The sequence below is a fragment of the Streptomyces cyaneofuscatus genome (genome assembly GCF_033109485.1).
Taxonomy (GTDB): Bacteria; Actinomycetota; Actinomycetes; order Streptomycetales; family Streptomycetaceae; genus Streptomyces; species Streptomyces cyaneofuscatus.
Genome location: NZ_CP137002.1, coordinates 387,710 through 400,161, shown reverse-complemented (window position 1 = coordinate 400,161; position 12,452 = coordinate 387,710). Strand labels below are relative to the sequence as shown.

Annotated in this window: 9 protein-coding genes; 5 read left to right on the top strand and 4 right to left on the bottom strand. The window is 74.1% G+C overall.

Annotated elements, in window-relative coordinates:
• From R2B67_RS01630 to R2B67_RS01620, 3 genes are read left to right on the top strand one after another with little or no spacing between them, the layout of a single operon-like run.
• Positions 1–1,356: a nitroreductase gene (locus R2B67_RS01630; RefSeq protein WP_317816012.1), complete on the top strand. Its 1,356-nt coding sequence runs from the start codon at positions 1–3 to the stop codon at positions 1,354–1,356.
• Positions 1,353–3,173, top strand: a complete 1,821-nt coding sequence (locus R2B67_RS01625; protein ID WP_317816011.1) for an ABC transporter ATP-binding protein/permease — start codon at positions 1,353–1,355, stop codon at positions 3,171–3,173. The genes R2B67_RS01630 and R2B67_RS01625 overlap by 4 nt, the downstream gene beginning before the upstream one ends.
• Entirely contained in the window at positions 3,170–5,047 is a 1,878-nt protein-coding gene (locus tag R2B67_RS01620) for an ABC transporter ATP-binding protein (protein WP_317816010.1), read from the top strand. The genes R2B67_RS01625 and R2B67_RS01620 overlap by 4 nt, the downstream gene beginning before the upstream one ends.
• Here R2B67_RS01620 and R2B67_RS01615 read toward each other — a convergent pair.
• From R2B67_RS01615 to R2B67_RS01605, 3 genes are all read right to left on the bottom strand, one after another.
• On the bottom strand, positions 4,947–7,493 hold the full coding sequence (locus tag R2B67_RS01615) for a SpoIIE family protein phosphatase (protein ID WP_317816009.1): 2,547 nt from the start codon (positions 7,491–7,493) through the stop codon (positions 4,947–4,949). The two genes, R2B67_RS01620 and R2B67_RS01615, sit on opposite strands and share 101 nt — an antisense overlap.
• 241 nt (positions 7,494–7,734) lie before the next feature.
• Positions 7,735–8,997, bottom strand: a complete 1,263-nt coding sequence (locus R2B67_RS01610; protein WP_317816008.1) for a glycoside hydrolase family 26 protein — start codon at positions 8,995–8,997, stop codon at positions 7,735–7,737.
• A gap of 123 nt (positions 8,998–9,120) precedes the next feature.
• Complete coding sequence (locus R2B67_RS01605; protein WP_317816007.1) at positions 9,121–10,401, bottom strand: cytochrome P450; 1,281 nt, start codon at positions 10,399–10,401, stop codon at positions 9,121–9,123.
• A gap of 224 nt (positions 10,402–10,625) precedes the next feature.
• On the opposite strand from R2B67_RS01605, the gene R2B67_RS01600 reads away from it, so the two are divergent.
• On the top strand, positions 10,626–11,123 hold the full coding sequence (locus tag R2B67_RS01600; protein WP_317816006.1) for a tyrosinase family oxidase copper chaperone: 498 nt from the start codon (positions 10,626–10,628) through the stop codon (positions 11,121–11,123).
• 37 nt (positions 11,124–11,160) lie between these two features.
• Positions 11,161–12,024 carry a tyrosinase family protein gene (locus R2B67_RS01595; protein ID WP_317816005.1) on the top strand — a complete coding sequence of 288 codons (864 nt, stop codon included), beginning with the start codon at positions 11,161–11,163 and terminating at the stop codon, positions 12,022–12,024.
• Positions 12,025–12,092: 68 nt separating this feature from the next.
• On the opposite strand, the gene R2B67_RS01590 is transcribed toward R2B67_RS01595, so the two are convergent.
• A complete protein-coding gene (locus R2B67_RS01590; RefSeq protein WP_317816004.1) occupies positions 12,093–12,374 on the bottom strand; it encodes a chaplin in 282 nt (93 codons plus the stop codon).
• Positions 12,375–12,452: the final 78 nt, after the last annotated feature.

Sequence of the window (12,452 nt, the reverse complement as noted above, 5' to 3'; positions counted from 1 at the left end):
ATGACCCACGCTCCTCCCGCAGCCCCCGGCCTCCTGAGCCGCGCCCTGGCCGACGCCAGGTCACCCCGCGTGCCGCGCACCGTCCCGTATCTGCCGGAGCGTGCCTTTCCGTGGGGCGAACCGGGACTGCACCCGGCCGGGGCCGGGGGAGGGGTGGATCTGGACCGTGTTCTGCGGCTGTCCCTCGCCGCGCCCCGGAACGCGGGCGGCCGACTGCGGCCCGTCGCCTCGGCGGGCGCGCTCCATCCCGTACGGGCGCATCTGCTCGTCGGCCCCGGCTGCTCGCTGCCGCCCGGGCGGTACGCCTACGACCCGCGTGCCCACCGTGCCCACCCGCGCGGCCGGGCCCCCGCTGACGCGCTCCCGGGAGTTGCCGTCGTCCTCACCGTGACGGCCGCCCGTACGGTCGCCCACTACGAGCACCGCGCCTGGCCACTGCTCCTGCTGGACGCCGGTCACGCGGCGGCCGCCTTGGCGCTGGCCGCTGCCCCGGGCGACGTGCGGGTCTCCCTCGACGCGGACGGTCAAGAGCTCGCCGCGGCTGCCGGGCTGCCCCGCGCGGCCGATCGGCAGGCCCGATGGCCCGGCGTCGAACCCGAACTCCCACTCGCGGCCGTCTGGTTGCCGTCCGCAGACGGGTCCGTCCCCTCAACTGCCCCGCTCACTGCCTGGGCCGCCCTGCCCTGCGCCGCCGACCCACTCCCGCAACGGGGCGCCGGAGGCGACGCCCCGCCCCGCGAACTGGCTGCCGCACGGCACCTGTTGACGTACCTGACCGCAGGAACAGGCCTCACCTGGCACCCGGCTGCCCGCCCCGCCCCGGTGACGGACGAGACCCTCCGTACGCGAAGGAGCGCACCCCCCTCCGACCTGGCGCACCCGCCTGCCCCGGACCTGCTCGCCCGGGTCCTGGCCACCGCCGAGGGGGCCCGGCCGGACGGCCCCGCCTGGGCCGCGGCGGTCGGCGGCGACGCCCCGGGGCTCCTCACGACCGCCGGCCGCCTCGCCTCCGGCGACGCCCGCCCCACCCTCGCCCACTGGGCGGCGGGCCAGCGGTGGATCGGTACGGCAGGCGCGGTGCTGGTCGCCCACGGCTGCCCCGCCGACGCCCCGCCGTCCCTGATCCGTAGCAGCCACCTGGCCGCCGGTTACGCCGCCGGGGTAACCCAGGCCCACGCCACCGCCCTCGGGCTCCGCTCACGCCCCATCGGCTCCTGGCTCCAGGCCGACCTCGGCGCCGCACTGGGCGACGCCCCCGGACACGACTGGATCGTCCACGGCCTCGCCCTCGCCGGGCCGGCCGATCCCTCACTCCCCGCCCCACCGCCCCTCCCGGGCAAGGAAGAACGCCCATGATGCTCCACCCCGAACTCCTGCGCGCCGCCCGCACCGCCCGCCGCCCCCTCGGCTGCGCGACCGCGCTGCTGGCCGCGGTCACCCTCACCCACCTCGCGCAAGCCGTGCTGCTCGCCGTCGTCCTCTCCCGGATCGCCCAGGGAGACACGTCCGGCCTGGCGCCGCTCCTCCTCTCCGTGCTCGCCGTCGTCCTCGTCCGCGCCGCGCTCGGCCGGGCCCAGCGGCTGACCGCCGTCACCGCGGGCGCTGCCGTCCGGATCCGGCTCCGCGACACCCTCCTGTCCCGCCTCGGCGAACTCGGGCCCACCGCGATCACCGGTGCCCGGGCCGGAGCCGTACGCGCCACGCTCGTCGACGGCGTCGAGGGCGTGGACGCGTACGTCTCCCGCTACCTCCCCCAGGCGCTCATCACCTCCGCCGTCCCGCCCCTCCTGCTCGTCGCCGTCGCGCTCATCGAGCCGTACGCCGCCCTCGCCCTCGGCCTGGCCCTGCTGCTCGCACTCTTCGGTCCGCGCGGATGGGACCGCCTGCTCGCCCGGCGCGGCAAGGAGCACTGGGACTCCTACGAAGCCCTCGCCGCCGACTACCTGGAGGCCCTCCAGGGCATGGCCACCCTGCGCGCGGCCGGTGCGGTGGGCCGCGTACGGGACCGGCTGGAGAAGCGGTCGGTGGCGCTCCACCGGGCGACCGTCGCCAAACTCCGGGTCTCGCTCGTCGACACCGGCCTCACCGACCTCGCCGTCCAGGGCGGCACCGCGGCAGCCGTCCTGGTGGCGTGCTCCTCGGCGGCCACCGGACGCACCGCCACCACCGGGACGTACCTCCTGCTCATGCTCGCCTCCGAGTGCTTCCGCCCCATCCGCGACCTCTCCCGCGAATGGCACGCCGGCTACCTCGGGGTCTCCGCAGCCGACGGGATCGCCGCCCTGCGCACCGCCGAACCCGCCGTCGCCGACCGGGGAACGGTGGAGGCCCGCTGGGACACCGCCCCCGAAATCCGTTTCGTAGACGTCCACTTCACCCATCCGTCGAGCAAGCGCCCCGCCCTGGACGGCGTCACCTTCACCGCACCCGCCGGGCGGACGACGGCGATCGTCGGGCCCTCCGGCGCCGGGAAGTCGACCCTGCTCAGCCTGCTGCTGCGCCAGCGCGACCCCGACAGCGGCCGCGTCACGATCGCCGGGACCGAGACCGCCGCCCACCCCCTCGCCTCGCTGCGCCGGGGGATCGCCGTCGTCTCCCAGGAGACGTACCTCTTCCACGCCACGATCGCCGAGAACCTGCGCATCGCCCGGCCGGACGCCACCGACACACAGCTGCGGTCCGCCACCCGGGCGGCGGGCATCCACCAGGAGATCACCGCCTTCCCCCAGGGGTACGACACCCTCGTCGGCGAACGCGGCGCCACGCTCTCCGGCGGCCAGCGCCAACGGCTCGCCCTCGCCCGCGCGCTCCTCGCCGACGCCCCGGTCCTGATCCTGGACGAGGCGACCAGCGCGGTGGACGAGCGGGGCGAGGCCCGGATCGTCCGGGAGCTGCCGGCGGCGAGCCGGGGCCGTACCTGCCTCGTCGTCGCCCACCGGCTCGACGCCGTACGCCACGCCGACCACATCGTCGTCCTCGACGGCGGCCGGGTCGAGGCATCCGGCGACCACAGCGCACTGCTGGCGGGCGGCGGCGTGTACGCCTCGCTCATCGCGGCAGGCCACACCGCCCAGGAGCAAGCGGGCGACACCGCCCAGGAGCCGACGGAGCCGACGGGCCACACCGCCCAGGAGCAAGCGGGCCGCACCGCCCAGGAGGAACACGCCGCATGACACCGCCCGAGCCCGCACCCCTGTCCGCATCCGCGAAGGCCACCGCCCCCCACGACACCGGCGCCCTCCGCTCCCTCCTCCCCGTCCTCGGCGCCCACCGCGTCACCGTTCTGCGCACCTGCCTCGCCGCCCTCGTCGACCAGGCGGCCCTGGTCGCCCTGGTCACCCTCGCCGCGCACACCGTGGGCACCGCGGTGATCGAGCACCGCGCCCCCTCACCCACGACCGTGGCCGTCCTCATCGGGCTCGTCCTGCTCAGGGCGCTCGCCACCTGGCGGGAGATGGACCTCTCACACGACCTCGCCTACCGCGTCCTGGCCGAACTGCGGGTCCGGGTCTTCGACGGGCTCGCCCGCTCCGCCCCCGCCCGGATCGCGGGGCGCCGCAGTGGTGACCTCGCCGCGACCGCGCTCGGGGATGTGGAGGCGCTGGAGTTCTTCTACGCCCACGCCATCGCCCAACTCCTCGCCTCCGGGCTCGTCTTCGCGGTCGCCGCGACCCTGCTGGGCGTCCTCGGGCCCTGGCTGCTTCTCGCCGTCGTGCCCGCCGCCCTGCTGCTCCTCTGGTCGCCCCTGCTGGAGGCGCGGGGCCGGGCCGAGCGCGGGGCGCGGACCCGGGCCGCGCTCGCCGACCTCTCCGCGGAGAGCGTGGAGAGTGTCGACGGCATCCGCGAGCTGCTGATGGCGGGCGCCCTGGACCGTACGCGGGCCCGGCTGCGGTCCGGCGGCCGGCGCCTCGCCCGCGCCCAGCGGGCCGAGCAGTCCTGGGAGACAGGTGCCGGAGCCGCCCGCGATCTGCTCGTCGTCGGCGCCGTCATCGGGGTCGTGGCCGCCGCCGCCCACGCGGCGGGCGGCGGACGGCTCGACGGCGCCTGGGCCCCGGCAGCGATGGCCCTCGCCCTCGGCGCCCTCGCCCCGGTGGCCGAATCGGCGGCCGCGCTGGGCCGGGCGGGCAGCCTGCGCGCCGCCGCCGCCCGGGTCCGCGCGGCGGTGAACGCCCCCGCCGGGGCCCCCGCCCCGGTCTCCCCGCTCCCCGCCCCTGCGGGCCCGCTGGGCCTGCGGCTGCGCGGCGTACGGTTCGGCTACGGCTCCGCCCCCGTCCTGGACGGCCTCGACCTGACGGTGCGGCCGGGCGAGACGGTGGCCCTCGTCGGCGCGTCGGGGGCCGGAAAGAGCAGCGTCGCCCATCTCCTGGCCCGCTACTGGGACCCGCAGGAAGGCATGGTGGAGCTGGTTCCTCAGGGCCCCGCCCACCCCGTCGACCTGCGGGACCTCGCCGAGGACGACCTGCGGGCCGCCATGTGCGTCGTCGGCCAGGAGGCCCCGCTCTTCCACGGGACCCTCGCCGAGAACCTCCGCCTCGGCGCCCCCGACGCCACCGACCACGAGCTGGCCGCCACCATCCGCACCTGCGGCCTCGTCCCCGTCACCGACGCGCTGCCCCAGGGCCTGGACACCCCGGTCGGCGAACGCGGCGCGACCCTTTCCGGCGGCCAGCGCGCCAGGGTCGCCCTGGCCCGGGGGCTCCTCGGCCGCCCCCGGGTCCTCGTCCTCGACGAGACGACGGCCCACCTCGACCACCAGGGCGACGCGGAACTGGCGCGGGCGCTCACGGCGGACTCCCGGGCCCGTTCCCGTACGACGCTGATCATCGCCCACCGCCCCGCCACCGTCCGAAGGGCCGACCGCATCGCGGTCCTGGACGGGGGCCGCATCGTCGAGGAGGGCACCTGGGACGAGCTGATCCGGGCGGGCGGCGCGCTGACGAGGCTGCTCAGCCGGAAGAGCCGGGAGGAGTCGGAGACACCGGAGGGGACCCGACCGTGGGCACCGGCGGAGGCGGAGACGACGGAAGCCCCTGCTCCGCCCAGATGATCTTCCCCCGGTGCGTGTACCGGGTGCCCCACCGCCGGGCGAGCTGGGCGACCAGGAACAGACCGCGTCCGCCCTCGTCCGTCGTCCGGGCGTGCCGCAGCCGTGGGGTGGTGCTGCTGGCGTCGGAGACCTCGCAGGTCAGCACGGACTGGAGCAGCAGCCGCAGCCGGACGGGGCCGGAGGCGTACCGGATCGCGTTGGTCACCAGCTCGCTGACGATCAGTTCGGTCGTCATCGTCAGCTCGTCGAGACCCCACGCCTCCAGCTGGCGGGCCACCTTGTTCCGGGTCGCCCCGACGGCCGCCGGGTCGAGCGGCACCTCCCACGAGACCAGCCGGTCGGGCCTCAGCGCGTGGGTGCGGGCGAGCAGGAGCGCGATGTCGTCCGGCTGCGGAACGGGCAGGAGCTCCTTCACCACCGCCTCGCACAGCTCGTCCAGCGGCAGCCCCTCCCGTGAGATCGCCCGCCCCAGCCGGATCTTGCCCTGCTCGACGTCCTTCTCGGGGCCCTCGATGAGGCCGTCGGTGTAGAGGCCGAGCAGGGTTCCCTCGGGCAGCTCGACCTCGAGGGACTCGAAGGGGAGCCCGCCGAGGCCCAGCGGCGGGCCGAGGGGAAGGTCGGGGAAGCTGACCGCACCCTGCGGGGTGACGATCACCGGCGGCGGGTGCCCGGCCCGGGCCATCGTGCAGCAGCGGGACGCCGGATCGTAGACGGCGTAGAGGCAGGTGGCGCCCAGCACCGTCGTGCCGCCCCGGTCGGCCTTCCCGCCCGCCGGCTCCTCCTCGCTCAGCCGCATGACGAGGTCGTCCAGCCGGGCCAGCAGTTCGTCGGGCGCCAGGTCCATGTCGGCCAGCGTCTGCACGGCGGTCCGCAGCCGCCCCATCGTCGCCGCCGCGCTGATCCCGTGCCCCACCACGTCCCCGATGACCAGGCCGACCCGGGCCCCGGACAGCGGGATAACATCGAACCAGTCGCCCCCGACGCCGACCTTCGCGTCCGCCGGGAGGTAGGAGGAGGCCACGTCCAGCGCCGTCCCGCCGCGCAGGGTGTGCGGCAGCAGGCTCTCCTGGAGCACCAGCGCGGCGGTGTGCTCCCGGGTGTAGCGCCGGGCGTTGTCCACGCACACCGCCGCCCGGGCCACCAGCTCCCGGGCCGGCGCCACATCGTCCTCGTCGAACGGGACCGGGTTCTGCGACCGCATGAACGTGGTGAGCCCGAGGACGGTGTCCCGCGCCCGCATCGGCACGGAGATCAGCGAGTGCAGCCCGAACTCGCGGATCCGGGCGGCCCGCGCGGGGTGCTCCACGGCCCACGTATGGCTGTCCGGGTCGAGCATCGGCAGGAGGACCGGGTCACCGTCGAAGAGGAGGTGGACGTCGTGCGGCGGCGGTACGAACTCGACTCTCTCCCCGATCTGCACCACGGCCTCCGGACACCCCTCGCGCACCGAACTCATTGCCATCCGGAGCATCGGCGGCCTGCCGACCTGCATCCCCGGCCCGGGCAGCGGCGTCTCCGGCCGGTCCCGGCCCAGCGGCGTCTCCAGCAGGTCGACGAAGACGAAGTCGGCGAACCGGGGCACCGCGAAATCCGCCAGCTCCTGGGCCGTGCGCTGCACATCCAGGGTGGAGCCGATACTGGCCCCCGCCTCGTTCACCAGCGCCAGCAGCCGGCGCGCGTTCCACCGGTCGGTCACGTCCAGCACCATGTAGCCGATGCCGATCCGGTTCTCCTCGGCGTCCGCCAGCGGGAAGAACGAGCTCGAATAGGCCCGCCGGCGGTTCGGGTCGGACCAGCTCCAGCCCAGGTACTCGTAGTCGGTGACCGGTACACCGCTCGCCAGGACCTGCCGCATCAGCCGCTCGATGGGCGCCGAGAGCAGCCCGGGCAGCACATCGGCGGGCCGCCGCCCCAGGCGCTGCTCCCGGGGGACCCCGCCGAACTGCTCCAGGGTGTCGTTGAGCCAGATGTAGCGCAGCTCCGGATCCAGCACCGCCATGCCGACCGGCGACCGGGTCAGGAACCCCTCCAGCACCGACCCGTCGACCGTCCACTGCGGGGTGCGCTCCCGCCCGGAGACCAGGAAACCCTCGCGCCCGGCGACCAGGAACGAGGCGGAGACCCGTACGTCGACATCGATCAGCCGGTCGTCCCGGCCGCGCAGGGCGATCTGCCCGCTCCACCCCGACCCCTCACGGCTACGGGCGGCGATCGCGGACGTACGCCGGGTGTCCGGGGCCCCGGCCAGCAGCAGGGCGGCGGAGCGGCCCACCATCTCGGCGGCCGCGTACCCCAGCAGGGCCTCCGCCCCGCGGGTCCAGCCGATGACCGTGCCGTCCCCGGCGATCACCGCCACCGCGTCGTCGCCCAGCCGCACGGGGCCCCGTGGATCCGCGGGGGGCAGCGGGCCGGGGCCCGCCGGGGGGCCCTCGTCGGCGGATGCCATGCACCTCACCACCATCTCTAGGTCTCCATGGTCGCGCGTCACCCCCGAGTGCGCAGCGGCCCGCGCTCCGGCCCGGTCCTGCGTACGGGCTTTCGCCCGTTCGGCGGCGTGACGCGGCGGGCCGTGTCCCCGTTGGGGGAGTGACAAGCGGTTGCTTGTCCATCTGCCCCCGCGCTGGACCCGTGTGGGTGGACGGCTCCGGCTCTCCGGTGGAGGGCCGGAGCCGTTTCCATGCACGCGGTCAGTAGCGGAAGCAGATCCTGCGTTCCTTGAGCCAGGGCCCCAGCAGGTCCCCGAACGGCACGGTCACACACCACCTGCGGGTGCCCGGCGCCTCGGGGGCGGTGGGGGTGGGCTGCACCGACGGCGTGGGCGACGGCTGGACGGCCGGCGGGACGGTCGGGCTCGGAGTCGGAGGCGGCGTCGGGGAAGGGGTCGGAGAAGGCGTCGGGCTCGGGGCCGTGGTGGGAGGCGCGGGCTTCACCGGGGCGGCCATCTCGGCGAGCTTCGTCCGGAACACCCTTGAGGAGCGCGGATTGCTCTTGCACTGCCACACCCCGTGCGGGCAGTAGTCCGTGATCGTCTGGTACAGCGGCTGGTGGCGGTCGATCCAGTCGAGCATCCGGCGCATGTACTCCGGATTGTCACCGTTGCGGAAGAGCCCCCACTCCGGGAACGAGATCGGCTTGCCGCGCTCCGCCGCGAAGTCGACGTGCTTCTGGAGGCCGTACGGATCGTTGATCTGGTCGTCGAAGGACTCGCCCGGCGGCTGGTCGTAGGAGTCCATGCCGATGATGTCGACGACATCGTCACCCGGGTAGCACGCGGTCCACGGCACCGCGTCCAGCCCCCGGCTGGGCGTGAAGTCGAAGCGGAACTCCTGGCCGGGCACCGCACGCATCGCCGTCACGATCCGCTGCCAGTACGCCTTCCAGGACGCCGGATCGGGACCGCAGCGGTGGGTGTACGTGGTGCCGTTCATCTCCCAGCCGAGCACGATCACCGTGTCCGGCACACCGAGGGAGACCAGGCGCTCCGCCAGCCTGGTGAAGTGCTGGTCGTAGTCGCCCGCCGCCCCGGACCGCAGCAGCCGGCGGACCTGGGCATCCGGGACACGCTCCTCGTTCCGCTCCAGCATGGGCACGTTGAGGACGAACATCCGGTCCTCGTCCGCCTTGCGCCAGTCGGCCCAGGCGTCCAGGAAGTCGGGGGTCCCCTCGATGTTCACCCACAGGTCGCCCGGCAGGTAGGTGTGCCCCACCCGCAGCTCGGCGCCGCCGAGCCAGCGGGACAGGTCCGCCATCCTGCTCACCCCGGCGGGCCCGTAGTCCAGATAGGCGCCGTGCGCCGTGGAACCGGCGCCCCTGCTGCCCTGCGGCCCCGGGGCGGCGCTGTCCACGGAATCGGTGCCCGGCGGCAGCTGCCCGGCGATACCGCCGCCTGCCAGGAGACTGAGGACGGCCGCGGCGATGCATGTGGTGATGAGTCGGCGCTTGGCCGGCATGACTCCTCCTGGCTGAAAGGGAATTCCGGCCGGTTCGGCCCGATGGGAAGAGAGTTTCATCATCCTGCACCGCACGCGAATAGAGCGGTCCATTTATCGTATGCGGCGTTGCGAACGGGCCGTTCAGGTGACGGTGGAGTCGAGCGTGAAGGGCAGGGAACCGACGCGGTTGTCGAAATTCGAATCGACCAGCTTCGGATCGCCCGTCCGCCGGATGACGGTCCGTCGGGTGAGCAGTTCCCGGTACAGGGCCGTCATTTCGAGGCGGGCCAGGTGGGCGCCGAGGCAGTGGTGCGGGCCACCTCCCCCGTAACCCAGGTGCGGATTCGGCGACCGGGTGATGTCGAAGAGATCCGGACGGGTGAAAACCGATTCATCGCGATTGGCGGACGCGTAGAGCAGTGCGACTTTCTCCCCGGGAAGAAAGGTCCGGCCACCCAGCTCGCATTCCGATACGACGGTCCTGCGGAACTGGATGATCGGCGTCGAATGGCGGACGATTTCCTCGACGGCACCCCCGATGTACCGGTCGAAGTCCGACCGGAGCAGCTCCCGCTGCTCCGGATGCCGGCCCAGCAGGAACAGCCCGTGCGCGATCGCGTTGCGCGTGGTCTCCACCCCGGCCACCAGCAGCAGCGAGAAGAAGGCGCCCAGATCCCGCGAGGAGAGGCCCTCGCCCTCGATGTCCGCGCGCACCAGGGCCGAGACGAGGTCGTCCTGCGGGCGGCGCCGCCGCTCCCGTGCCAGACGCGCCATGACGAGCTGCATCATCGCCAGCGACGCGAGCCCGCGGCCGGGGATCCGCAGCCTGGCCCGGCCCCGGCGCTCGACGCCGACATGCTCGGAGGCGTGGTCGATCTGCGCGGCGATCCGCGGCCGGTGCTCCCCGGGGATGCCCATCAGGTCGCAGATCACCTCCAGCGGCAGCCGCGACGCCGCCGAGGGCATGAAGTCGCCCGGGCGCTCGGCGATCATCTCGTCCACCAGCCGCCCGGCCAGCCGGCCGATGTTCTCCTCGGTGGCGGCGAGCAGCCGGGGGGTGAAGCGCCGGGAGATGATCCGCCGCAGCGCCGCGTGCTCGGGCCCGTCCATGTTGACCATCGAGTTCCCGAACAGCGCCTTCGCCCAGCCGGCCGGCTCCGGGGTGGTGACCCCCGGCGCGCTCGCGAAGACCTTCGGGGTACGGCTCGCGGTCAGCACGTCCGCGTGGCGCACGAGGGCGTAGAACGGTTTGCCGGAGGTACGGGCGGTGCCCGGACGGGGCGTGAACAGCACGGGTGCCTCCAGCTGCCGCAGCCGGGCGAAGGCGCTGAGCCGCTCCGGGCGGGGCAGCTGCCAGAAGGCCGGGTCGGCGAGATCGATGCGGGCCGCACGATCGTCGGACACCTGATTCGGAACGGTCATGTCCATCCACCTCCACGAGTTCGCCGAGTTCGCCAGGTCATGGTCCGGTCCGTTGCACGCCGCGCGCCGCGCGACGCGGGCCTCCCGCGCGGATGGCCGTGCACGGTCACGCGTTTGACGGAACGCGCAGCACGCCGCGCCCACGAGAACGGTTTCGGCGCCGCCTCGTTGCCACCATCGCGAGCAACAGCAGCCCCGAGGGGCGTCAAGGAGAGGCAGTCACCATGAGCCGAACCACGGATCCGGGCGGCGGCGCACCGCGTGGAGCACGCGGTCCGTCGCGCCGGATCGTCCTGCGCACCGCCTTCACCGCGGCCGTCGCCGGGGGCACCGCCGCGGTCCTCCTGCCGGTTTACGACAACGAGCCGGGCACCGCCTCCGCGCCCGCGCAGGGGCCCGGGCACACCGCCGCGGCGGCGGAGGAGTTCGCCGAGATGTACCGGGGCCGGGAGATCCGCGGCTCGGTGACCGTCCTGGTCCCGGCCGGCGAGGCGGGCGGCGGCGCAGGGGCCCACGACACCGAGCCGGTCACGGAGATCCGCATCGACGGCCGCCCGCTGCACGTCATGCGGCGCGCGGACGGCACGTATCTGAGCGACGTCACGCACTACGAGTCGTTCCCCACGCTCCGCGAGGCGGCCCGCGCCGCCGTGGACGAGCTCGGCACCGCCCGCCTCGCGCTCCCCGCCCCCGACCACAGGCGCACGTGGCACCACAAGTGAGCTTCGCACCGCTCAAGAACCAGGAGGACCGGAACCGGTGTACACCCGCAAGAACCAGCGCGACCTCACGCGCACCGAGAAGCGGCGTCTCGTCGACGCGATCCTGAAGCTCAAGAAGTCGGGCCGCTACGACGACTTCGTCGTCATGCACCGCGAGTACTACGTCATGGACACGGAGAGCCGGCCGCGCCCCGCCCATATGACGTCCTCGTTCTTCCCCTGGCACCGCCGCTACCTGCTGGAGTTCGAGCGGGCCCTCCAGGCCGTCGACCCGGGGGTGAGCGTCCCGTACTGGGACTGGACCAAGGACCGCTCGACCACCTCCTCGCTCTGGGCGGAGGACTTCCTCGGCGGCAACGGCCGGGCCGGCGACCGGCGCGTCACCACCGGCCCGTTCGCCTATGCCACGGGCAACTGGAGTGTCGGCCGAGGGGTCACCGACCAGAACTGGCTGACCCGCAACTTCGGCAGGCCCGGCAACAACCCGGTCTCCCTCCCCACCGCCGACGACGTGGCGCGGGCGCTGAAGGACCCGGTCTACGACACCGAGCCGTGGAACAGCATCAGCACCGAGGGGTTCCGCAACCGCATCGAGGGCTGGGGCATCCACCGGGTGCGCAACGTCGGCAACCACAACCGGGTCCACCAGTGGGTCGGCGGCCCGATGGCCGGGGCCGCCTCCCCCGAGGATCCGGTCTTCTGGCTCCACCACTCGTTCATCGACCTGCTCTGGGACCGCTGGCGCAAGGCGCACCCCAAGGCCGCCTACCTGCCGGGCCGCAAGCCCGCCTCACCCGGCCGGGACCGCGCCTACGTCTTCGGGCTCGACGACCCGATGCCCCCGTGGAACGTCACCCCGAGGAAGCTCCTCGACCACAGCAAGATCTACCGCTACGCCTGAGCGCGCACAGCGAAACGGCCGGCCCCTCCGGGAAGGAGGGAGCCGGCCGTTTCCGTGGAACGGGGTGATCAGCGGCCGTAGCCGTAGTCGCCCTTGTCGTCGTGGCCACCGTCGGCGTTGACACAGGTGTTGCCGAAGGCCGGGTTGAGCAGCCCGATCACGTTGACGGTGTTGCCGCAGACGTTGACCGGCACGTGGACCGGGACCTGGACGACGTTGCCCGAGAGGACACCGGGGGACCCGATGGCCGCACCCTGCGCACCGGCGTCCGCGGAGGCCATGCCGGCGCCGCCGGCGATGAGGGCACCGGTGCCCGCCATGACAGCGGCGACCTTCGTGATACGCGACATCAGAACTCCTTGTAAGGAAGGGGGGTTGCTGCGGAGCACGAGGCCCGCATGCCCTGACAACGCGAGAGGCGCCGGACG